26 protein-coding genes are annotated in these 22,868 nt (G+C 44.9%); 3 read left to right on the top strand and 23 right to left on the bottom strand.

Going from position 1 to position 22,868, the window contains the following annotated elements; translation table 11 throughout:
• Positions 1 to 6: 6 nt before the first annotated feature.
• The 20 genes from cps4B to O3627_RS06270 form a co-directional block, all read right to left on the bottom strand.
• Positions 7 to 738: a capsular polysaccharide biosynthesis protein Cps4B gene (gene cps4B, locus O3627_RS06365; RefSeq protein ID WP_125382662.1), complete on the bottom strand. Its 732-nt coding sequence runs from the start codon at positions 736 to 738 to the stop codon at positions 7 to 9.
• On the bottom strand, positions 735 to 2,243 hold the full coding sequence (locus O3627_RS06360; RefSeq protein WP_125382664.1) for an LCP family protein: 1,509 nt from the start codon (positions 2,241 to 2,243) through the stop codon (positions 735 to 737). The genes cps4B and O3627_RS06360 overlap by 4 nt, the downstream gene beginning before the upstream one ends.
• 203 nt (positions 2,244 to 2,446) lie before the next feature.
• Positions 2,447 to 3,046: an anaerobic ribonucleoside-triphosphate reductase activating protein gene (gene nrdG, locus O3627_RS06355; RefSeq protein WP_185756133.1), complete on the bottom strand. Its 600-nt coding sequence runs from the start codon at positions 3,044 to 3,046 to the stop codon at positions 2,447 to 2,449.
• A complete protein-coding gene (locus O3627_RS06350; protein ID WP_125382667.1) occupies positions 3,012 to 3,557 on the bottom strand; it encodes a GNAT family N-acetyltransferase in 546 nt (181 codons plus the stop codon). Before O3627_RS06350 ends, nrdG begins: the two co-directional genes overlap by 35 nt.
• A gap of 9 nt (positions 3,558 to 3,566) precedes the next feature.
• Positions 3,567 to 4,064, bottom strand: coding sequence for a GNAT family N-acetyltransferase (locus O3627_RS06345; RefSeq protein WP_125382668.1), 498 nt, complete (start codon positions 4,062 to 4,064; stop codon positions 3,567 to 3,569).
• 52 nt (positions 4,065 to 4,116) lie between these two features.
• Positions 4,117 to 4,257, bottom strand: a complete 141-nt coding sequence (locus tag O3627_RS06340; protein ID WP_002902050.1) for a hypothetical protein — start codon at positions 4,255 to 4,257, stop codon at positions 4,117 to 4,119.
• Position 4,258: 1 nt separating this feature from the next.
• The gene (nrdD, locus tag O3627_RS06335) at positions 4,259 to 6,454 is read right to left on the bottom strand and encodes an anaerobic ribonucleoside-triphosphate reductase (RefSeq protein ID WP_011837630.1); all 2,196 of its coding nucleotides are present in this window, start codon (positions 6,452 to 6,454) and stop codon (positions 4,259 to 4,261) included.
• A gap of 220 nt (positions 6,455 to 6,674) precedes the next feature.
• The gene (locus O3627_RS06330; protein ID WP_125382670.1) at positions 6,675 to 8,222 is read right to left on the bottom strand and encodes a heme transporter CcmD; all 1,548 of its coding nucleotides are present in this window, start codon (positions 8,220 to 8,222) and stop codon (positions 6,675 to 6,677) included.
• Between the two features lie 38 nt (positions 8,223 to 8,260).
• Complete coding sequence (locus O3627_RS06325; RefSeq protein ID WP_011837632.1) at positions 8,261 to 8,404, bottom strand: hypothetical protein; 144 nt, start codon at positions 8,402 to 8,404, stop codon at positions 8,261 to 8,263.
• Positions 8,405 to 8,569: 165 nt separating this feature from the next.
• Positions 8,570 to 10,105, bottom strand: a complete 1,536-nt coding sequence (cls, locus tag O3627_RS06320; protein ID WP_125382672.1) for a cardiolipin synthase — start codon at positions 10,103 to 10,105, stop codon at positions 8,570 to 8,572.
• 100 nt (positions 10,106 to 10,205) lie between these two features.
• Positions 10,206 to 10,685, bottom strand: a complete 480-nt coding sequence (locus tag O3627_RS06315; RefSeq protein ID WP_002917849.1) for an SP_0198 family lipoprotein — start codon at positions 10,683 to 10,685, stop codon at positions 10,206 to 10,208.
• A gap of 57 nt (positions 10,686 to 10,742) precedes the next feature.
• Positions 10,743 to 11,975 carry a folylpolyglutamate synthase/dihydrofolate synthase family protein gene (locus tag O3627_RS06310; protein ID WP_125382673.1) on the bottom strand — a complete coding sequence of 411 codons (1,233 nt, stop codon included), beginning with the start codon at positions 11,973 to 11,975 and terminating at the stop codon, positions 10,743 to 10,745.
• A gap of 181 nt (positions 11,976 to 12,156) precedes the next feature.
• Positions 12,157 to 12,468: a DUF1292 domain-containing protein gene (locus O3627_RS06305; RefSeq protein ID WP_002894073.1), complete on the bottom strand. Its 312-nt coding sequence runs from the start codon at positions 12,466 to 12,468 to the stop codon at positions 12,157 to 12,159.
• Between the two features lie 24 nt (positions 12,469 to 12,492).
• Positions 12,493 to 12,912 carry a Holliday junction resolvase RuvX gene (ruvX, locus tag O3627_RS06300; RefSeq protein ID WP_011837635.1) on the bottom strand — a complete coding sequence of 140 codons (420 nt, stop codon included), beginning with the start codon at positions 12,910 to 12,912 and terminating at the stop codon, positions 12,493 to 12,495.
• On the bottom strand, positions 12,912 to 13,178 hold the full coding sequence (locus O3627_RS06295) for an IreB family regulatory phosphoprotein (RefSeq protein WP_002894075.1): 267 nt from the start codon (positions 13,176 to 13,178) through the stop codon (positions 12,912 to 12,914). Before O3627_RS06295 ends, ruvX begins: the two co-directional genes overlap by 1 nt.
• A 177-nt stretch (positions 13,179 to 13,355) precedes the next feature.
• A complete protein-coding gene (locus O3627_RS06290; RefSeq protein ID WP_125382674.1) occupies positions 13,356 to 13,898 on the bottom strand; it encodes a hypothetical protein in 543 nt (180 codons plus the stop codon).
• Positions 13,899 to 14,003: 105 nt separating this feature from the next.
• Positions 14,004 to 14,576, bottom strand: a complete 573-nt coding sequence (locus tag O3627_RS06285; protein ID WP_125340241.1) for an SP0191 family lipoprotein — start codon at positions 14,574 to 14,576, stop codon at positions 14,004 to 14,006.
• Between the two features lie 135 nt (positions 14,577 to 14,711).
• Entirely contained in the window at positions 14,712 to 15,110 is a 399-nt protein-coding gene (gene spx, locus O3627_RS06280) for a transcriptional regulator Spx (protein WP_002894078.1), read from the bottom strand.
• A gap of 85 nt (positions 15,111 to 15,195) precedes the next feature.
• On the bottom strand, positions 15,196 to 16,344 hold the full coding sequence (gene recA / locus O3627_RS06275) for a recombinase RecA (protein ID WP_002914192.1): 1,149 nt from the start codon (positions 16,342 to 16,344) through the stop codon (positions 15,196 to 15,198).
• Positions 16,345 to 16,401: 57 nt separating this feature from the next.
• Positions 16,402 to 17,658 (bottom strand): competence/damage-inducible protein A, encoded by a 1,257-nt coding sequence (locus tag O3627_RS06270; RefSeq protein WP_185756134.1) that lies wholly within the window; start codon positions 17,656 to 17,658, stop codon positions 16,402 to 16,404.
• A 268-nt stretch (positions 17,659 to 17,926) separates the two neighbouring features.
• Between O3627_RS06270 and O3627_RS06265 the strand changes: the two genes are divergently transcribed.
• Complete coding sequence (locus O3627_RS06265; RefSeq protein WP_002907728.1) at positions 17,927 to 18,337, top strand: helix-turn-helix domain-containing protein; 411 nt, start codon at positions 17,927 to 17,929, stop codon at positions 18,335 to 18,337.
• Positions 18,338 to 18,523: 186 nt separating this feature from the next.
• Here the strand turns inward: O3627_RS06265 and O3627_RS06260 are convergent, their stop codons facing one another.
• The gene (locus O3627_RS06260; RefSeq protein WP_125382677.1) at positions 18,524 to 19,078 is read right to left on the bottom strand and encodes a DNA-3-methyladenine glycosylase I; all 555 of its coding nucleotides are present in this window, start codon (positions 19,076 to 19,078) and stop codon (positions 18,524 to 18,526) included.
• Between the two features lie 10 nt (positions 19,079 to 19,088).
• Positions 19,089 to 19,679: a Holliday junction branch migration protein RuvA gene (ruvA, locus tag O3627_RS06255; RefSeq protein ID WP_125382679.1), complete on the bottom strand. Its 591-nt coding sequence runs from the start codon at positions 19,677 to 19,679 to the stop codon at positions 19,089 to 19,091.
• Between the two features lie 169 nt (positions 19,680 to 19,848).
• On the opposite strand from ruvA, the gene O3627_RS06250 reads away from it, so the two are divergent.
• Positions 19,849 to 20,352, top strand: coding sequence for a helix-turn-helix domain-containing protein (locus tag O3627_RS06250; RefSeq protein WP_125337692.1), 504 nt, complete (start codon positions 19,849 to 19,851; stop codon positions 20,350 to 20,352).
• Positions 20,336 to 20,857, top strand: coding sequence for an RDD family protein (locus O3627_RS06245; protein ID WP_185756135.1), 522 nt, complete (start codon positions 20,336 to 20,338; stop codon positions 20,855 to 20,857). Before O3627_RS06250 ends, O3627_RS06245 begins: the two co-directional genes overlap by 17 nt.
• A 35-nt stretch (positions 20,858 to 20,892) precedes the next feature.
• Here the strand turns inward: O3627_RS06245 and mutL are convergent, their stop codons facing one another.
• Entirely contained in the window at positions 20,893 to 22,836 is a 1,944-nt protein-coding gene (gene mutL, locus O3627_RS06240) for a DNA mismatch repair endonuclease MutL (protein ID WP_343092175.1), read from the bottom strand.
• Positions 22,837 to 22,868: the final 32 nt, after the last annotated feature.

The following is a 22,868-nucleotide window of genomic DNA, read 5'->3' as shown; positions in this document are numbered from 1 at the left end:
TTTCCCCTAAATCAATTCATTTTTCAATAATAATGCTTGGTTGCCGCCAAAGAGGGCTTCTGCCCGGCGGGAACCGTATTTCTTAGCAACGATGTCAAAGGCCTCCTTCATAAAGGGCGGTCTCTGGCTTAGATTGTGCATGTCGCTGGCAACAAAGTGGACCAAGTCCTTCTCCAAAAAGAACTGAGCCCGTTTTTTCATAAATTTATGCGAGTCTCTAAGCAACTTAGGCTTCAGAACACTGGAGCTGTTAATTTGAGTATAGCAGCCCATATTAATGAGTTCCTGCACCTTCTTTTCATCATTTTCCAAGCAGTGATAGCGCTCAATATGAGCCACGACCGGTGTTAGACCAAGCCGCAGAATCTGAGCCAAGCCTTTATGGATGTCCTTATAAGGAGTCGCCATGCTAAACTCAATCAGCACATAGCGTGTACCAGCTAGACTGGGGAAAATCCCCTTTTCCAACTTATCCGCCACATCGCTGGTGTAGTAAACCTCTGCCCCATAGAGAACCGTCAAGTCAGGCGCTACAAGCTCTGCCAGTTCTTTTACCATTTTAAAGTTAGCTCTAATGGTCTCCTCAGGCGTTTCAAACATGCCCTTTCTGCGATGAGAGGTAGAGATAATAGTCCGAACTCCCTGTCGATAACTTTCTTCCAGCAGTTTTTTGGAATCCTCAAAATTCTTAGGGCCATCGTCCACATCAAAGATAATATGAGAATGGATATCAATCATGGTGTTTTCCCTTCCATTACCTGCTGAATCGCTGCCTTAGCATTATCAAGGCTTTCCGGTTGGATTTCCATCATGTAGAGATTGGAATCTGGCATAGCATAGGATGGTAGATCCATACGACCGTTTCCGCTGATGGCTTGTGACTGAACTTGATAGCTTCCACCTGACTCCAGCTGGGTATTGACCAGATTCATAAGAACAGGCAACTCCATATTGGTCTGGATAGAATCTTGCAAGCCGGAAATAATCTCGTTGTAGTTCTTCAAAGCACTAGTTGAAGTCAGCTTTTTAATGACTGCTTCGATAACTTTTTCTTGATTTTTTCCGCGGTCATTGTCGCCCCCCTGAAGAGAGTAACGCTCGCGAACAAAGCCTAGTGCCTGATCTGAGTTCATATGAACTTTCCCTACTGGGAAATGATGATTACCATGTCGGCTGGTAAATTCTTGGTCATTTTCAACATCAATCCCTCCCAGCAGATCTACCAGCTTGAGGAAAGAAGTGAAGTTCAGACGAATATAGTAGTCAATGCGAATGCCGTAAAGATTTTCTAGCGTGTGGACAGAAGCATCTACTCCGTAAATCCCTGCATGGGTCAGCTTGTCCATCTGCCCAGCTCCTCCATCTGCAATCGCCACATAAGAATCACGAGGAGTTGTCGTCAAGAGGACTTTCTTGGTCTTGCGATTAACCGTCATGATGATATTGACATCTGAGCGAGAGACAGATGAGATAGACCCATAAGTATCAATACCGCTGACATAGATATTGAAGACATCCGCATCAGCAGCATCGTTGCGTTTGCCGGTCTCTACTTGACGAGTAATTTTATAAGTATAAATTTTTTTTATCTTTGAAGCATAGTCAGCATCGTGAGAAGCCAGCATATCTCCAAATGAGCTGTTGAGGGCAATGGCCTCAGTCTCTTGATTGATGAGGGCCTTGTAAGCTGCGATATAAGACGTGCTGTTTTCCACTGTGAGTTCTGTCTTTTTAGTCTTCTTGATGTGCTCCAGAAGAGCTGTCACATTGTCCTTATCCCCATTTTCAGTCGGAGCTGTCAGCTTCTTCAGTTGAGTTACATCTGATTTATCGCTGTCTGTCCGGACATAAACGGCCATTTCAATTTCAGAGTAATTTGAAGTGGAGTTCACACCTCTAGATAAGTCCATCAGCTCCTTGACCCCGTACATGGCTCCTGAAGATACCAGCAAAGTCACAAGCAAAAGTAAGGTTGTCAGAACTTTGAACTTATTTTTCCATACAAAGAAGGCTGCCAGTAAAATAACAGCCGCCAAAAGAGCAGACAAAATAAGGTTCAGGTGATGAAACGCCAGAACATTATTTTTAAATATAGAAAAAACAAGCAAACCTGAAACCAAGCTTACCAATGTCAGTAAAGCTGCATTAAAGAGCCTAAGCTTCTTCCCCTTTTTAGAAGCAGGCACATTTCTCCTATGTTGATTCATAATTCTCCCTTTTTCTCCCCTGAGATATAAATACATTTTATTATATCATAAATGCATTATGATACACTAAAATATTTAAAAATATTTTAGTTTTTTCCAAAATTTGTTGACAAAAAAGGACAGTCTGTATTAATTTTCGGTAAATTCTTTCTTTCTTCTCGAAAAACCGATATTTTATACTGTTTTTGACAACAGAAAAAGAGGTAAAACCTCTTTTATATCAGTATTTTACTTAGTTTTTAAAGCATCTTATCCCTGTCAACTTGCTCATAGGCTTGGAGACCATCATTTAGCTTGTCCCAGATGACTACCTGACCTGACCGAAGGGACTTCTGCACATCAATGATGCGTTGATTAGAAGAACCACGGAACTGCAGCATGAGATTCTTCTTGGTAAGGTCAAAACGGCCGTCCACTAGAATGTCAATCAAACTCAGCAGCTCCAGCTTATCCTCCGTTTCCAGCATCATCTCCTCCCAGGTGTAGCCCGTCCAGGACCAGATATCCTTGTCTGGAAGCTCTCTCCGAATCCGCTTGACCAAGGGCAGGAGAATGCCTGTATTGAGAAAAGGCTCGCCGCCTAGGAGGGTCAGCCCCTGCACATAGGGTTCCGCCAAGTCTTTCATAATCTGCTCCTCCAACTCTTGGGTATAGGGAATGCCAGCATTGAAAGACCAAGTTGCTGCATTATAGCAGCCCTCACAGTGAAACATACAACCACTGACATAAAGGGAGTTGCGGACGCCTTCGCCATCTACAAAGTTAAAGGCCTTATAGTCAATGATTCGCCCCTTGCTCAGCTCCTCACTTTTCCATTCTTGAGGTTTGGGATTGTTCATCTTCATCCTCCAAATCAATCCAGTAGCGCTGACTTCTGTCGATTGTATTTTCGTAAACACCGCCAGCAGAGAGAATGGTGCGACGGCTGGCTTCGTTATCTTCATCGCAGGTAATCAGCACTCGTTCTAATCCTTGCTTTCGAGCCTCTGCTAGTCCTAGCTCTAGCTGCAACTTAGCCAAGCCCTTCCTGCGCTGACTGGGCCGGATAGAATAGCCTATATGGCCGCCCTCCACAAATAATTTGTCATTTAAGGACAAGCGCAGGGCTAAAAAACCCAGAGGCAAGCCGGTCTCATCAAAGGATAAGAATTTGATTGCAGGAACCCAGCCTGCTGGCAAATTGGCAACATCTTCCTGCCGTCTCACCATTTGTAACCAATCCTCATAATCCTTTGCTCGTTTCCAAGTAGAACCCATGCCACCGTGCATATAGGATTTTGCAGCATCGAACTCCGCAATCATCTCTAAAATCGCACCTTTATCTCCCAAAGTTGGTCTTCTTAGCTCCATATTCCCTCCTTAATCGACATCAATCCAATAACGCTCTTTCCCGCCTCGAATATCCTCTAAAGCTCCGCCATTAGCCAGGATCACTGCTCGGCTGGCAGCATTGTCACTATCGCAAGTCACTAGGACTCGTTTTATATTTTTACTTTTGGCTACTTGCAAGCCTTGTCGCAGCTGCTCTTTGGCCAATCCTTTCCCACGCGCAGACGGACGGATACTATAGCCGATATGCCCGCCTTCTTGAAGCAAATGGTCATTGAGCCGCAAGCGCAGATTGAGAAAGCCCACAGCCTGACCATCCGCAGCAAAAGAGATTAGTTGGATGTAAGGCACAAACCCTTGCGGCAAGCCTAGACCTGCCTCAGCTAGCTGAATAGTCTCCAGCCAGTCCTCGTAGACAAAATCCGCTCCGCCAAAGAAGCCATCCTGTCGGCTACCAGCCGCTTCAAAGTCAGCCAGCATCTCTAAAATCTTTTCCTTGTCTCCTAGTTCCGGTCGTCTCAGCTCCATAGTACCTCCTGATACGAAGAGAGTGAGGCCGCCTTGCGCCCCACTCTGACTTCTATTGTTTCTTGTTCTTTTCTAAAAATTGCTGACGCAGTTTGGCTAATCGTTCTTTTTTGCTGCTGCCGCCCTGCGAATGTTTTTCATGGAAACGCTGCACCTGAGCCTTTCCTTTGTCATCCAATTGATACTTTCCCATCTTAATTTCCTTCGTACTTAATAGTCGAGCCATTCATGTGCTTGACCCGAGCTGATATTTCCTTGTGTCGGCCGTTAACCATCGGACGGGCTTGCGGATTTCCTAAGTAACCGCAGGTCCGCTTGACTACATCGACCGTCTTGGGGTCGCTGTTGCCGCAGTTTGGACAGGTGAAGCCCCGCTCGGTCGGCGTGAAGTCTCCCTCAAAGTTACACTTGTAACAGCGGTCAATCGGCGTATTGGTTCCCAGATAGCCAACCCGGTCATAGGCATAGTCCCAAACAGCTTCCAGTGCCTTGGGATTTTGCTGCAGCACAGGATATTCACAGTAATGGATAAAGCCGCCTGAGGCTCCTACTTCAGGATAAATCTTCTCAAAGTCCAGTTTCTCAAAAGGCGTTGGATTCTTGCGCACATCGTAGTGGAAAGAATTAGTATAGTATTCCTTGTCAGTAATATCCGGAACGACCCCAAACTTCTCTGTATCCAAGCGACAGAAACGGTCGGTCAGACTTTCAGATGGCGTCGAGTAAACAGAGAAATGATAGTCATACTGCTCGGACCATTCTTCCACCCGACGCTTCATATCTTTGACAATGGCAACTGTAAAGTCCTTGGCTTCAGGATTGGTCTCCCAATTACCGCCATAAAAGACTGCTGCCACTTCATACAGACCGATATAACCTAGGGAAACCGTCGCACGACGGTGAGTAAAGAGCTGGTCTACTTGATCATACTTGCCCAAGCGTTGGCCAAAAGCCCCATACTGATAAAGAATCGGTGCATTAGCAGGACTGGCTTCTTTGGTCCGCTCCACTCGGTAGACCAAAGCATCTTCAGCGATATTCATCCGCTCGTTAAAGAGTTCCCAGAATTTATCCAAATCCCCCTCGGATTCAAGCGCAATCCGTGGCAGATTGACAGTAACAACTCCTAGATTCATACGGCCGGAATTAACTTCCTGACCATTTTCATCCTTCCAGCCTTGCAGGAAAGAACGACAGCCCATCGGCACCTTGAACGATCCAGTTAAGTCGATAATCTTGTCATAGGAAAGGACATCTGGATACATACGCTTAGTGGCACACTCCAGAGCCAGTTCTTTAATGTCATAGTTAGGCGTTCCTGGCTCAAGATTAAGCCCACGCTTAAGGGTGAAAATCAGCTTAGGGAAAATTGCTGTGCGGTGCTCGCTTCCCAGTCCCTTGATACGGATATTGAGAATAGCCTTCTGAATTTCCCGCTCAAAACGATTGGTCCCCAGACCAAAGCCCAGCGAAGTAAAAGGAGTCTGACCGTTAGAAGTAAAGAGAGTATTAATCTCATACTCCAGCGACTGCATGGCATCGTAGATATCCTTCTTGGTCTTCGCCCAGGCGTACTCTTCCCGCTTATCCGGCAAAACCCACTGCTCTGCATCCTTGAGATGCTTTTGATAATTAAGCTCAGCATAGGGCGCCAAGACTTCATCAATCCGGTCGGCCGAACAACCGCCATACTGGCTGGAAGCTACATTGGCAATGATTTGCGAGATCTGCGCTGTCGCAGTCTGAATAGACTTGGGACTCTCTACTTCTGCATTGCCAATCTTGAAGCCGTTTTTCAGCATGCCGTCAAAGTCAATCAAACAGCAGTTCGTCATTGGCGTATAAGGGCTGTAGTCCAAGTCATGGTAGTGGATATCGCCCTTTTGGTGGGCATTGGCCACATGAGGCGGCAGCATCTTAAGCCCAATGGACTTGCCGACAATCCCTGCGGTCAAATCCCGTTGGGTATTGAAAACATCGCTGTCCTTATTGGCATTCTCGTTGACTACCGTGCGGTCTTTGTTGAGGAGCTTGTCAATGGTAAAGTTGATATCTGTCGCTTTTGAGCGCTCAAAATCCCTTTGGGTGCGGTAAGTGATGTAGTTCTCCGCAATGGCATATTCCTTGGCATTCAAAAGCTCATGCTCAACGATGTTCTGAATCTCATAGATTTTGACATACTTAGCGAAGCGACTGCTGATTTCTGCCACAATACGGTCTGTGATAGCTTCTAGCTTGGCTTCCAGCATCGGATTCAGCGGACCAACTTCTTGAGCCGCCCGCACCATAGCCTTATAGATCTTGGACACATCAAAAGTCACCCTACGGCCGTCCCGCTTCTCCACATAAATCGCTGGAGCAGTTTCAAACTTCTCTTCCCTTAAAATCATCACGAACACATCCTTTTCTCTGCCCTTAGGACAAATCAAGTCTCTTTAAACCTATCGCTTGCTAAGAAATTTCCAAGAAATCTCCGACAGCAGTTCATCCAAAGAACAGTATTTTATCAATAAGTTGATACAAGACTCATTATAGCACGTTAAAAATAAAAATCAATATGTTGTGGCAAAAAAGTTATTTTTTCTTTTTATACACAACATATTGATTTTACTACTTAAGTTGATAAAGCTTGAAATGGTCGAGTTTGAGGTCAGCTTCCTTGTAATTTTGGGAAATTAGCTGCTTCACATCTGACAGCAATTTGACATCATTGTTAACCAAGATATACTTGGGCTGGCTGTTTTCAAGTCTATTCTGAAGACCCAAACGATTTTCAGCCGTTCCCACATACAAAGTTGGAGACAAGAGAGAGACAGCTGATAGGCGGCTGCTCTTCTGATACAGACTAGCCGAGGTGTCCCAGGCATAGATAGTATCCCCATCCTTGGTCTTTTCCTTAATGTACTGAGCTGCCTCACTTCTTTCAGCAGAGACACCGCTGGAAAGGATATACTCATTCACCAAAGGATAGCCAATCAGATAGAAAATGGCTACGAGCGGCAGAAAGAACTGGCCTGAGAGATAGGAAGTCCACATCGTAGGACGACGGCGATCCCGGCGATGACGCCCTGGTGCCTGCTGCTTGCCTTTATTGAACCACAAAGCAAAAAGAATCATGGCAAAAGGTAGGGCAGGAAGCAGTTGATAACTGCCCTGATCTGGCAGGATAAAAGCCGCAAAGACAGTAATGAAGAGCCCTAGCAGACCGATAAAGCGCAAGACGCGCAGGCTGGTTGCTTGCCCCTTTTCTCTTGAAAAGAGATTGACACCCAAAGCAGAAATGAAGCCTAGACCGACTGTCAGCAAGCCATAATAAACCAAATTAGAAAGGCTATGACTGCCAATCAAGCTGATGGAATCCCAAGCATAGGTCACCTGACTGATAGCCTGGCCAAAGGTTTGATTGGCAACAGTAAAGTAGCCGATAGGATAAAAAATCACTGAGAAGCCAAAGAGACCAGCTAAAAGCTGATAGAAGCCTCGAGCCGCACGCTTGGCTGCGATATTGTAGACCAAAAGCACCAGAGCAGTCAAAGAATAGAAGACTAGGCTGGAAACCGGATCAATCATAAAAGCAAAAGCTCCAAAAGCTCCATATAGAATGAACTTTTCATCCTTGATTGAATCCTGCAAATAGCGCACCAAAAAAGATAGATTCCAAAAAATAAAGGGCAGAACAAAAATACTAGAGTAAAGACCGCCAAATCCAAGGGCAAAGACTAGCAGGTAAAAGAGCAGTAAGAGGCTTCGCGATAAATCCTGTTTAGGCTGTAAGAGCACCAAGGTCTTGTGCAGGAAAAGTCCGGCCAGCCACAGAGCCAGCGTCTGAAAGACCATCCACAAAAGCTGGCCAAAAGCCAGACTGCTGGTCCAAGCCATCAGATAGTAAAGCAGGCCACTAGTTCCATATATTTGCGAATAAGGCACCTGCCCCTGAGTCATGGCCCAGCCGGCATAGAGATTCTGACTTTGTAAATTCGTTGCTAGATTGGTCAAAAAAGGATTGACCACACTCAGCAAGCTGATAGCCAAACTGCATAAGAGGGTCAAAAAATAGGGCGTAGACTCTGGCTTACTGAATTTTTGCTCAGACCTTTCAGCCCTGGTCAGCTGCTCTTCTGAAACTTCTAAAACTTTTTCTTCCGTTGTATCATGCATATAAAATATTCTCCTTGATAACAGTCCCATCTAGTATATCAAATTCCTGTCCTCCTGTCAGCTTTCTCTTGACCCTTCTTCTGAGCATTATAGCTTCTAGCCAGCTCCTCCAATTCCCGAAAACAGCGATATTCTCTCGTTTCATAAGCAAGCGACTGACTGGAAATTTTCTCCATTATCATCTTAAAAAATTCCTTTATTTTTTACATTCGTAAAAACAGAGCAAAAATCCATCCTCATATATAAGCAAAAATGACAAAAACACCTCTCAGCACGAACCGCAAAAAATCTGAGACTTCTGCCTCAGACTTTCTGTATATTTCTTCAGAACTTATTCACCTCTGGCATTAGAGCATAGGAGCAAAGAGCTGCATGATTTCTTTGATAAAACGACGATACCAACTGCTATCAAGATTTTCAGGAAGAATTTCCTCAGAAGCCTCAAAAATGGCTTCAAAATCTTCCTTGATAGCTGGGATACTATCCGTATGGTACATCAGGACTGCATTTTCATAGTGGTGCACCAGACTACGGTAGTCAAAATTAATCGTCCCTACCACGGCAAATTCATCATCAGCCACCACGTTCTTACTGTGGATAAACCCTGGCGTGTACTCAAAGATCTTAACCCCCGCTTCCATCAGATCCGGATAGGCTCCGCGGGTAACAATCTGAATCAGCTTCTTATCCGGAATGAAAGGAGTCACGATGCGGACATCCACTCCCCGCATAGCAGCATTCTTAATATCCTCCGTCAGGTCGTAGTCAATGATCAGATAAGGCGTGGTAATGTAGACATAGTCCGTAGCCTGACTGATGATATTTTGATAGACTGTTTTGCCAACCTGACCCTTATAAATAGGCTTAGGCCCGCTGCCATAGGGAACGTAAAGCCCTTTGCCTTCAACAGCTTTATTCTCCAGATGGTACTTGTCAAAGTCTGTGATTTCCCCGCGGTTGATGTACCAGTTCATGAGAAAGAGCCGCGTCAGAGCCTTGACTGCCCGACCTTCCAAGCGCACACCGCCATCTTTCCAGTGGCCAAAACGGACGATATGATTGATATACTCGTCAGCCAGATTGATGCCGCCAGTGTAGCCGACCTGACCGTCAATGACCAAAATCTTGCGGTGGTCACGGTTGTTATAGGATACCGTCATACGCGGAATCACCTTGTTAAACTTATAAGCCTCAATGCCCATCTTGCGCAGCTTACGCGTATAATCACCAGGCAAAGTGGCCATGCAGCCAATATCATCATAGAGCAGCTTGACTTCAACGCCCTGCGAAGCTTTTTCGACCAAGATTTCCAGAACACTGTCCCACATCAGCCCTTCATCGATGATATAAAATTCCAGAAAAATGAATTTCTCAGCAGCCCGCAGATCAGCCAGCATGGACTCAAACATCTCCTCACCGATGGGAAAATAGCGAGAAGCTGTACCGTCATAGACATCCGCATTATTGTCCATACTCAGCAGTGATTTGATAATACCGTAGGCCGACTTGTTTTCCTTTTTCAGCTGAACACGGAGTTCATAGCTGTTGTCCTCGCGAAATTTCATGGAGTCCATATTTTCCAGCTGAATCATTTCCTTTTTAGACAACCGTCGCTCACCAAACATCAGATAGAGCAGGAAGCCAAATACGGGTACCACAGCAATCAGGAGCCAAGTCACCTTGCTCTCAGGCGGCATATTGCGGTTGACAATCGCTAAAATAGTCCCAATATACAGGAAAACAATCATCGCCACTGACAGCCAGTTGGGTGCAATCTCATTAAAATAGAAGAACGCAACAAAGACAAAGGCTAGCTCCAGCAGCATAATAATGATACTAAAACCGTATTTTGACATTAATAAGCGGAATTTCCTGAAAGTCATACACTCTCCTATCTCATTGCATATATTCTAGTATATCAGTAAAGCTGTCTTAAAACAACGTTTATATCAATGCAAATCGTATCAAGACAGGGCTCTTTCATCATTGTTTCGTAAAGACCAGTGTGTCATCATCATAAGGCTCTTGGGAAAGATCCTCAATTGTCAGCTGATTGCCCTCAATGCGATAGCGCTTGACATCATCTCCAATGACCATAGTCTGGTTGGTAGCATCAATCTGAACCTGTTCAATTTCCTGCTCACCATCTGGCTCGACTTTTGTCAGCTGGCCAGTAGTTCCTGAAATCTGCAAGGTCAGCTGATCGCCTTCATGACTTGTCTGGTAGCTGCCATCCAGCTCGCCATTGGCTACTTGCTCGGAAGAGGATGCAGAAGCAGATGAGCTGCTATTGGCCGCACTAGACGTGCTAGCCACTGACGAAGACTCTGCTGGCTTGCTGGAAGCGACTGACTGAGACTGAGAGGAAGGTGCCGTCTGGTTCTGATTAGAACCGCAAGCTGCCAAGGCTAAAACAGCCGCAGCAGTTAGACCCGAAAAAATTAACTTTTTAGAAATTGCCATAGTGTTCTCCTTTTTCTTCTGTCTTTATTGTACCAAAGCGAGACTCTGGCGGTCAATTTATAAACTTGTCAAATAAGCTCTGACTTCCGCAATAAAATAGAGAGAGCCCGTAATGAAAAGCAGCTGATTATCGTTTTGCCTCTCCTGAAAATTCTGAATAAGCTGCCGAGAATCCTCTATGTATAAGAAGCCTTCCGCTTCAGATTGACCAAGGGAATCTCCATCAGAAAAGGAAGTAACTGTCAACTGAACATCTGGCAGAGCCTCTCGCAGATAAGCCAGCATAGTGCTGTAGTCCTTACGCTTGAGAGCACCGAAAAGAAGCAGGCACTCTTTGCCATTCTGGCTCTGGATAAACTCCACTAACCTTTCCAGTGCAGGAAGATTATGGGCCCCATCAAGATAAATACCTGGACTAGCTTCTTCCAATCGCCCTGCCCAGCGAGTCTCCTGCAAGGCCGTCCGAATCTTAGCAGAATCTACTTCCCAGCCTTGCTGCTGCATGAAGAGCAAGAATGCCTGCAAAGCCAGCGCCGCATTTTCCTCCTGATAACCTCCCTTGAGGCCCAGCTCAAGATTGGATAGGGTCATGGTCGAATTGGAAAAAGTCTGATGTGCCAGAGAAAAATCGCGACCATACTGATAGAGTTCTATTCCCAGCTCCTGAGCTCGCTGCGCACAAACCAATCGTGCCTCCTCTGGCAGCGGTCCGATGACCGCTGGCCGCCCCGGCTTGAAAATCCCAGCCTTTTGCTCCGCAATCATCGTCAAGCTCCTTCCCAGAGTCTCCTGATGATCCAAGCCCACAGAGCTGATGACTGCAATATCTCCCGTAATGACATTAGTCGTGTCCAAGAATCCGCCAATCCCTACCTCAATCAAGGCTATGTCCACTTCCTGCTCCTTGAAATAGAGAAAGGCAATCAAGGTCAGAATTTCAAAATAGGACAACTGGTCATGACTTTTGATCAGTTCTTGCTCCATCTTTTGCACCTGCTGACCCAGACGGATAAAATCAGCCGAGGCAATCGGTTGACCGTTGATACAAATCCGATCATGAATACTAATCATGTGGGGCGAGGTAAAACTTCCTGTCTTGCGACCATGCTCCGCAAACAGCCGACGCATGAAAGCAATAGTAGAACCTTTGCCATTTGTACCCGTTACATGGATCGTTGGATAGCTCCGCTCAGGATTCCCCAAAAGAGCTACAGCCTGCTGCATCCGCCCCAGACCCGAACGAAAGTTTAGACCAATTCGGCTGTTCAGCCATTCTTCAATTTCATTCATTTTCTTACCTAAAAAAGAGCAGCGAAGCAGAACTCAAATCTGAATTGCAACTCGCTCCTCTTTCTAATGTTTATGATATGAGATGGAAAATAGCCCAGCTTTGGCTACTTCCTTTATCTGTCAAGTTCAGCTAGCATCTTGCCTGCGCTTGCCCATTTCCAGAAGCGAGGCTAGGCCAGTCTTACTCCTCCATAAAGCTGTTGAAGACTTCTTCAATCATATCCCATTCAGCATCTGAGTCTTCTGGGATTGGCTGCAGGTCGCCTTCTGTACCGTCTTCATTTTCGGTAAAGGAATAAGCTTGAATCTCTACTTCACCGTTCTCATCTTCTTCCGCATTGGCCGGAATCAAAAGAACATAATTCTTGCCAAACTCTTCCTTACCATCAATGGTCAAAAGAATTTCAAATAAAGTCTCGTTTCCTTGCTCGTCAACCAAGGTGATTAATTCACGCTCTTCATGCTCGTGGTCATGGTTATGATCATGTGTCATACTAGTGTCTCCTTCATTTCTTTTCTAAAAATTTCGATCCAGATAATTCTGCAAAATCAGCTGCGCCGCCAGCTTATCAATAACTTTCTTGCGCTTACTGCGGCTAATGTCCGCCTGCTCCACCAGCATGCGCTCAGCAGCCACAGTCGTCAAGCGCTCATCCTGATAGTCAACCGGCAGGCCAAATAGCTCAGCAATCCGCTGACCATAAGCTTGGCTGGCCTCCACTCGAGGCCCGCTGGTATTGTTCATATTCTTAGGCAGGCCAATAACGAACTTATCAACCTTATACTCTTTCACCAGCTCACCCAAGCGCTCTAGGCCGAATTCGCCCTTTTCTTCATGAATCGGAATAATCTCCAGTCCTTGAGCCGTAAAACCAAGAGGATCACTAATGGCAACCCCAACCGTTTTCGAGCCCACATCTAATCCCATAATTCTCATTAGAGATCGACGCCTTGTCCTTTCAAATAATAACGAACCAACTCCTCAACAATCTCATCGCGCTCGTATTTGCGGATTTGATTGCGGGCATTGTTATAGCGAGGTACGTACGCAGGATCGCCACTGAGTACGTATCCCACGATTTGATTGATTGGATTGTATCCTTTTTCATTGAGCGACTTGTAGACATCGGTCAAAGTCTCGCTAATTTCCTTTTTATTTGAATCATCGAGATTAAAACGTACTGTTTCATCTGTAAATCCCACAATTACACCCTCTTTCTTTAGAATATCCCTATTATAGCATAATTATAGGCTTTTCACAAATTTAATTCACCTGAATTTCCCTAATTTTTCAATAAGCTTTAGCTAATATTTATCCGAAGTCTAGCTCTGAAATCCAGCAAAAATCCAGCTCTCTTCAGAGAACTGGATGGAATCTTCCTAATTTGAAGCGGGCACTTCCACTCCGTCGCTTCCCTTAAACTTGTTCAGCAATTCTTCCGGACTCAGGGTCTCGATCTGCTCAAACAGCTGCGCGTAGTTTGGAAGCTTTTTGGCTGCTTCGTAGTCTAGGTTCTCAGGATCGATAGTCATCTCCAGAGAAATCTCTTCCGCTGTCATATCTGTTTTCAAGTCAAGACCGGTGATATTCACCGCCTCTTTCAGACCCAGTGCTTCCTCGATCAAAGACAGCATTTCCTTCTTCACAGTGGAAACATCCTGTTTTGACAGAGCTTCTTTAATGTTGTCAGGAATAGCCTTGCTGACATGCAGGATAACCTTATCATACTTCTGTCCGGTGTAGCTTACTGTTAAGATTCTGGTTTCTTTTCCATGTTCTAATTGCTTCTCAGTTTTATAGGACTTAGTGACAATATCTCCTTTTCCAGCTCCTCCCTGTAAGGATGAACTGTTATTTGACTGCTGACTGCAGGCTGTTAAGATTGCCAAAGCTGCCAGCAAAAAGACAATTAATTTTCTCATGTCTTATCTCCTTCAATATTGAGCTGATTTTATCATATCATTATAAAAACGGCGCTGTCAAACTGATTGTCACTCTGTCATTAAAATGTAATAAAAAAGAGCAGCTTATTTCTGCTCTTCTGCTCCATTCATCAGGAGATTGTTGATATATTCTTCTGGCGTCAGCTTAATCATTTCTTTGAGCTTGAGATTTTGAAAATAAGGCATAGCCGCTGCTTTTTCGATATCCAGACTCTCAAAATCATAGCTAGAAGTCATTTTCAGCTCGTTCTCATTCAAAATTGTCACTGAACCGCTAAAGCCTTGAAGTCCTCGAGCCTGCACATAGTCTGCATCCTGCTCCAGTGACTCATTGAGAGACTTCTGCGCTTCCTCCAGCCCCATCTGCTTGATGGCTTCTTTCATCTCATCATCAGTCGCAGTCAGCCTTTCAATAACCAAGCGTTTAAAATGCTCTCCCTGATAAGTCACTGTCTGGCTCTGCTGGTTTCCTCGTTCATCCTTTGGAAAAACAAGTGTCCGAGTAATCACTTCCTGCTGCTTGGCATTATCAATGATAGGCAGATTATTGCTGATTTCTTTCTTGTCAGCCGCATTCGAATTCGTCTCTGTCTTTTTATGTCCACAGCCTGCTAACAACGCCACACTCAATCCCAGTCCTAATAAAATTTTCTTCATCTTCCATCCTCCTCAGAGATATTGTATCACAGTTCTGCTCCTTGTCAATCCATCCAGTCACCAAAGCCCTCTGTCAACCCGAACAAAAAGAAGAGCCGAGATTCTCTTCCCGACTCTTTCAGTTATATTCAAAGATTAGAGAGCTGCCCGCAGACGAGCTTCTGCATTTTCAACATTGCGAACAGAACGTGGCAGAAAAGCACGGATATCATCTTCTTTGTAACCAACTTGGAGACGTTTATCATCCACTAAAATGGGACTTTTCAAAATACGCGGGGTCTCCATGATGATGTCAAGAACTTCGTTGACACTTAATTCCTCAATGTCAACACCCAAACCTTTAGCATAGCGGTTTTTTGATGAAACAATGCTCGCGATACCATTTTCTGTTTTGGTTAAAATATCCAGAAGTTCCTCTTTGGTGATGCCTTCTTTACCTAAATTTTGTTCTTTATAAGTTAATTGATGAGCGTTTAGCCAGGTTTTTGCTTTTTTACAACTAGTACAACTTGAGACAGTATAGATTGTGATCATGTAAGTACTCCTTTCGCTACACGATACTAATATCGTAGTCTATTATATCACAAAAACCATCGGTCTTGCGACCTATTTTGCAAAATTACTCTTCAATTTCGATGGCATCGTCCAAATCCAAGGTCACTTCTTCCATCGTTTCCACAGGGCTTTCAGCCTTGTTGCCAACCACTTCTGCCAAGTCATAGCCTTCAATCAAACCATAGCGTACACGAACTTGGCGGTCAATTTCATCAAAGACTTCTGGATGATCAGCCAAGTACTTCTTAGCATTTTCAGATCCTTGACCAATCTTTTCATCATTGTAGGAGTACCAAGCACCAGCTTTTTTGATGATATCCAAATCAGTCGCAATCTTAATCAGCTCACCTGTCTTAGAAATACCTTCTCCGTACATGATTTCTACAAAGGCTTCCTTGAATGGCGGAGCTACTTTATTTTTAACGACCTTGATCTTGGTTTCTTTACCAACATTGGTATCCTTCTCATCACCAGTTCCCTTGATTTGAGTATTACCACGGACATCCAAACGGACAGAAGCATAGAACTTCAGTGCACGGCCACCTGGTGTTGTTTCAGGATTACCAAACATAACGCCAACTTTTTCGCGCAGCTGGTTAATGAAAATCGCAATCGTCTTCGTTTTATTGATAGAAGCAGACAGCTTGCGCATAGCCTGGCTCATCATCCGAGCCTGCAAGCCGACATGGCTGTCACCGATATCGCCATCGATTTCTGCACGCGGTACAAGGGCTGCAACGGAGTCCACAACCACCAAGTCCACCGCACCTGAGTCAATCAGCTTACCGGCAATTTCCAGTCCCTGTTCCCCAGAATCCGGTTGAGACAGCAGCAATTCATCAATATTAACACCCAGAGCAGCCGCGTATGACGGATCCAAAGCATGCTCAGCATCGATAAAAGCTGCGATACCACCTTCTTTTTGCGCTTGAGCAACTGCGTGAAGGGCAACGGTTGTCTTACCAGAAGACTCCGGACCATAGATTTCAATAATCCGTCCCTTAGGATAACCCCCAGCGCCAAGAGCAATATCTAAAGCCAGAGAGCCTGAACTCATGACTTGAACCTTTTGCTCTGCCCGCTCGCCAAGACGCATAATGGCTCCCTTACCGAAGTCCTTTTCAATGTTTTTCAGGGCATTATCCAAGGCTTTTTGGCGCTCATCGCCGAATTTCTTTGAGATTTCGTCTAATTTTTTTTGTTTCTTTGCCATTTATTTCTCCTGTTTTTTCTAAAATGTCTTTTGGCCATCTGTTAATTATACCAAAATTCAGCTATTTAATAAAGTTTTTCGTACTAGGTTGAAGGCGTGCAGAACAGCAATTTTACGCACATCGCGCCGACTGCGTCCAGCAATATTGACCTTAATAGTTTCCGTTCCTGAAGCACTAGCTAAACCGATAAAAACGGTCCCTGCAGGATGATCTTCCAGTGAATCTGGGCCTGCCACACCTGTCAAACTGACAGCTAGGTCACTTTCGGTCAGCTTTCTAGCCTGCTCTGCCATTTTCCCTGCCGTAAAAGCTGAAACAACTCCATGCTCCTCCAAGTCTCCCAACGGAATATCCAGCATCTGGCTCTTTTCCTCCATGCTGTAGGTGACAAAGCCACCTGAAAAAATGGAAGATGCTCCAGCAAAATCAGCCAAAGTCGCCTGAAAGAGACCAGCTGTCAGACTCTCCGCCGCCGAAATCGTCTTCCCTTGACTCTTCAGCAACTCAAAAGCCACCTGTGCCAAGGAATTTTCATCGCCGTAACCATAGAAAATCTCTGACAGTGACTGTCCCTCAAAAGTCTTATATGCCAAAATTTCCTTTTCCACAGCCTCAAACTTGGTGTCAGCTTCTGCCTGACTCAGGGCCTTGGTGGACAGTCGCAGGGTAACCTCTCCCGTCTTTGCATAAGGAGCAATAGTGGGGTCACTCTGCTGCTCAATCATCTCTGACAAAATAGTCACTAGCTGACTCTCGCCGATACCAAAGAAACGCAGCACCCGTGAGTACAACTTCTGACCTGTGGATAAGAGGGGAACCAGCTCGTTATTGACCATAGGCTTGAGCTCGCTAGGCGGGCCAGGCAGGACTACATAGGTTACTCCGTCTGCTTCTAACAATCCTCCGACAGCTAAGCCGGTCGCATTTGGTAACGGAGTTGAGCCTTCAACCAGCTGGGCCTGACGCTCATTATTGGGTGTTCGAGCGTAATCTGGTCGGCTAGTAAAAAAGCGATCCAGCTTTTCCACAGCCTGTGAGTCAAAATTAAGCTCACGTCCTAAGAACTTAGCCAAGGTCTGCTTGGTCAAATCATCCTCTGTTGGACCCAAGCCACCTGTCAGGATAATCAAATTACTGCGCCTTTGGGCAATTTCCAAAACAGAGAGGAGACGATTTTCATTGTCCCCCACTGCTGTCTGAAAATAGACATCAATCCCCAGACTCGCAAGTTTTTCAGATAAAAATTGGGCATTGGTATTGACAATCTGACCCGTCAAAATCTCGGTGCCCACAGCAATAATTTCTGCTTTCATAGAACCTCCTACATTACTATTCGGAATTGGCTTTATTTTATCACAAAAAATCTTTAAAAAGTTGATTTTCATTTCAGAAAATAAAAAGAACTGTCAAGTTCCTTGACAAACTTGTCAACATGCTGTGGAAAACTTTTGAAAATTTATCTGTTATGCAGAATAACTAGATTGTTAGGGAAACGGTATTGGCAAATGATTTCATTATTTTTATAATAAAGATGAAAAAGGAAATCATCTAAATATTTATATTTGAAGAAAGGAGATCATCATGAAAATTTCACAAGTTCTCAAAGATATTCGTCAACAAAATCAACTCACTCAGGAGGCCTTGGCAGAAAGGCTCAAGGTTTCCCGCTCTGCCATTGCCCGCTGGGAAAGCGAAAAAGGTATCCCTGATATTGGAAATCTCATCTCTATCAGTCGGGAGTTTGATATCAGTCTGGACACACTCATCAAGGAGGATGAGCGCTTGGAGAAAAAGGTCATCGAAGACAGTAAGGCCAAGAAATGGCATTATTTAGTCATCCTCTACCTTTTTTCCATCTTGGTTTATATTGGTGTCTTTGCTTACTTGCACCATATCTTTATGGCTGGCTTCCTCATCTCCACCCTCTTTATGCTCTTCTATGAACTGCGCATCTTTATCAAGGAAAAGATTTGGATGCAGAAAGGGGAGTAAGGAGATAAAGAGAATAACAAAAAACCTAGAGGTCTGGAACTTCTAGGTTTTCATTTGTTCATAGATAATAAGGAGATGAACTGGATAATTCAGCCATTGTTGTCCAATAAACTGCAAACCTCTACCTAGGAATAAATGGTATATAGAGAAATAAAAATAAGCTGAGATTTTATTGTTTTCATCGTTCTAGTTCCAGTCACAATCATTTTCATGGTCATTGATAAGGCCAGCTGCTTCTAGGAATGAATAGACACAAACAGGACCGACAAATTTGAATCCTTGCTTTTTCATCGCTTTAGACATGGTTTCTGACAGCTCTGTCTTAGCTGGCGCTTCCTTGTAGTCCAAAATTTCATTGTCAATCGTTTTGAAGTCTACAAAAGACCAGATATAGTCACTAAAAGAGCCAAACTGCTTTTGAACGGCCAAAAAAGCTTGGGCATTAGCCCTAGTTGCATAAATCTTCATCTTGTTACGGATGATGTCGGGATTGTCCAATAAATCATCCAGATCTGCATCTGTCATCTGAGCAATTTTCTGGGCATCATAGAAATGAAAAGCTTCCCGAAAAGCATGACGTTTATTGAGCACCGTTTCCCAAGACAGGCCTGACTGATAAGTTTCCAAGCAAAGCAACTCAAAAAGCGCGCGATCATCATGGAGAGGTTTCCCCCACTCCTCATCATGGTAAGCTACATACAAAGGATTGTTCATTTTTACCCAGCCACAGCGTTTAGTCATATTTGATCTCCTATTTCACCAACATCTTAAGAGCAGACTTGATATAGTTTTCAGCTGTATCCGACGTGCCTTCAAAGAATTTCTTGATTTTCTTGAGCTCAGCAGCTTTGTAGCCCAGAGCCAGCATGGCTTCCATGGCTTCTTCCAGCTCCTGATTATCCACAGTCTGGACGGGTACCTTACTTTCTGACGGACCACCTGCCGCCACTACCTTGCCTTCTAAATCCAGCACCATCTGCTGAGCTGTTTTCTTGCCAATCTTAGGAAACTTGGTCAGGTAGGTGATGTTTTTCTGCTCAATGGCTTGCACTAAGCCAGCATTATCATCCGCCGCAATAATAGCCAGAGCGGACACTGGGCCGATACCTGAGACTGAAATCAAGCTGAGAAAGAGTTGCTTCTCCTCCTCAGTCGCAAAACCGTACAGGAGCTCCGCATCTTCTCTCACCACCTGGTGCACATAAACCTTGGCTTCCTGATGAAGATGTCCTGAGTAAGCATAGGGGTTGGCTACATGAAGAATATAGCCGATAGAGTTGACTTCCAACACAATGTATTTGGCTGTAATCTTGCTGATGATTCCTTTAAAATATTCGTACATAATCTTCCTTCTTGTTGTATCATTTTGCCTATCTAGTATATCATATTTTCTGTCTAGAAACTGCAAACAGAAGTGCAACCAGCGGTTGACAAAATGTACAGGAAGCTGTATTCTCAAGATAACTAAAAGCTGTTAGGATAGAGTTAGCAAAGAAAAGGAGGCTGTGATGATGAAACTCGCTGATAAATTATTTGAACTAAGAAAAGAAAAAGGCTGGTCACAAGAAAAACTGGCTGAACAGATCAATGTCTCTCGCCAGAGCATTTCCAAGTGGGAATCTGACCAAGCGCTGCCAGAACTCGAAAAAGTTGTAGAGCTGAGCAAGATTTTCCAGGTGACGACAGATTATCTGCTTTTAGAAGACAGCGACAAGCCGGAAATAAAACCCATCCTCTCAGAAGACGAAAAAGATCGCTACTACAAGGAAGTAAAATCTTATGGCTTCTGGCAGGTTCTGTATATTTTTGTATCAGCCTTGGCTATTTTTCTCTTCTTCGCAGGTTCTAGCTTTCCAGCAAAATTCACTGCCCTGGTCTGGTTGAGCTTTTTCCTCTTAATTGCATCAGCAATGGCTATTAACAAGGCGCTAAAAATCAAGAAAAAGTATCTGAACAAGGTTATCGGCCTTGATGATTCTAAGAAAGAAGGTGCTCAAGATGAAACTAAAAACTGACAATCCCATACCTGTCAAAACGCGTCTGAAAGAGCTGTTTGAAGACTGGCTCTTTATCTCGGGCTACCTCATTACTCTTTTTTTACTAGCTATGGGCTTTTACAATCTGGTTCTAGGAGACATTCCTGCATTCACTGAAGCTCAGAGCCAACTTCTGGCTTTTTCTAGCTCAGTCCTGCCTCTATCTATCATCTTTGCTTGGTTAGACTATAGAAAAGGAAGTTTTGGCAAGCGCTGGGTAGGTTTACAGTTGGTTTACAAGCATAGGAGCCTTGCCCATAGCCTTTTGCGCTCTGCTATCAAATTTTTTCCTTGGCAGCTGGGACATATGGGAGCTATCCGTAGTGCTTATCAAGCAGATACCCTGTCAATTTTCTTGTCAACTTCAGCAGGGATTCTCTTCTTGATCTTTCTGCTGATGGGACTGTTTCGCAAGGACAAACGCCATCCAGCTGATTTGCTTGCTGGAACGCAAGTTCAGCTCAAAAATTCAAAACAGCTCTAGTTCTATGACTAGGGCTGTTTTATCTTCTATAAAGTTTAGTATTTCCCCAACTCCCGCAGGCTAGTGTGATTTTCCTGAATGCGGCGGAACATTTTTTCCATATCCGACTTGGTAAAGTTGACCAAGACCGGCCGGCCGTGTGGGCAGTTGTAAGGATTGTCACACTGGGACAGCTGAAAGAGCAAGTCACGCGCAGAGTAGTCATCCAGACTGTGGTTGGCCTTGATGGAGCGTTTGCAGCTCATCATAACGGCCAGCTCTGCTCGATATTTCTTGATAGAAACTTCCTTGGTCAGGAGAAGCATGTCACACATCTCATAGATGCCTGCTTCAATCTCCTCTTCCTTAAACCAGATGGGATGCTCACGGAGGATAAACTGGTTGGCTCCGTACTCTTCTAAAAAGATGCCAGCATCTTCTAACAGCTCCATCCGCTGCTTGATTCGCAACATATCGTCCGCTGGAAATTCAAAGATATAGGGCACTAAGAGCTGTTGCTGGCTATTGTCCACATCCCCAATCTTCTCCCGATAATACTCATACTTGACCCGCTCTTGGGCAGCATGCTGGTCAATAATGTAAAGACCACCCTTGCCCTGAGCAAAGAGATAAGTGCCATGCATCTGGCCAAAATATTCTAACTCTGGGAAGCTTGATTTCTCTTCCTGTCCCAACTTATCCACAGCCCGCTCCAGACTGGCCTGGTCTAGCTCTGGATGGTCTAGTTGTTCATAGCTGGCTGGCTTTCTCTCTGCGAATTTGACCGAAGTCGGTTGCGGTTCTGATTTTTCATCTGTCACTTCATGAACAGGCCCTGCTGATTCTTCAAAAGATAGCTGCTGCTCTGCCACCTGTGGCTTGAGGAAAAAGTCATTCTGCTCCTTATCGTAGTAGAGGCGATTTTCTTTCAGCGGAAGACTGGTCTGTTCGGGCTTAGTCGCACGCTTAACAGTTGATTTGGCTAGATTTTCCAAAGCATCCGGGATAAGATCCTGCTCCTTGAGACTGGTTGCAATAGCTTGCGAAATCAAGGCCATGAGTTCCCGCTCTTTAGAAATCCGCACCTCTTGCTTGGTCGGATGGACATTGACATCGGCCAGATAGGGGTCAATCTGAATATTGATGACCGCTAGTGGGAAGCGTCCTACCATCAGCTTGCTGCCGTAGCCGTCCAAAATAGCGCGATTGAGTAGGAAATTCTTAATGTAGCGGCCGTTGATGAGAATCGTAATATAATTACGATTTGCACGAGTCAGCTCAGGCAGGCTGACATAGCCGCTCACCTCAAAGTCCAAATCCGAAGCAGAGATTTCCACCATTTTCTTGGCTGTTGCCAGACCATAGATGCCTGCAATAGCCTGACGCAGATTGCCACTGCCGGCAGTCCGTGTCATTTCGCGGCCGTCACTGATAAGGGTGAAAGCCACTTCTGGATGAGCCAGACTGAGCCGATTAATCACATCAACGATATGGGAAAGCTCAGCCTGCTGGCTCTTCATATACTTGAGCCGGGCCGGAGTATTGAAGAAGAGATCTTCTATCTTGATTTTCGTTCCCACCGGACTGCTGGTAGGCTCATGCTCTTCAATCTCACCGCCTTGGGCAACCAGCAGAGTCCCGTGCTGGCCGGCTTCAGTCGCTGTCTCAATAGTAAAACGCGAGACAGAAGCAATGGAAGGAATGGCCTCACCACGGAAACCCAATGTCCGAATCCGAAAGAGATCCGCCTGCTTCTTAATTTTACTGGTAGCATGGCGTCGAAGGCCCAGAGGAACATCTTCGTGGTCTATGCCCTCACCATTATCTGTCACCTGAATGCTCTTGAGTCCCGCCTCCTCGATTTCGATGGTAATCTGGCTTGCACCCGCATCAATTGAATTTTCCACTAGCTCCTTGACCACGCTGCTAGGCCGCTCAATGACTTCACCGGCCGCAATCTGATTGGCTAGAATTTCTGGAAGTTCGATAATTTTTGACATCTTTTACTCCGTATTTGTTCTGCTATCTATTA

Origin of the sequence: Streptococcus sp. 27098_8_82, from assembly GCF_041431615.1 — a bacterium.
GTDB classification, from domain to species: Bacteria; Bacillota; Bacilli; order Lactobacillales; family Streptococcaceae; genus Streptococcus; species Streptococcus sanguinis_K.
Note: the sequence above shows the minus strand (reverse complement) of the source record. Positions and strands in the feature narration are given on the sequence as shown.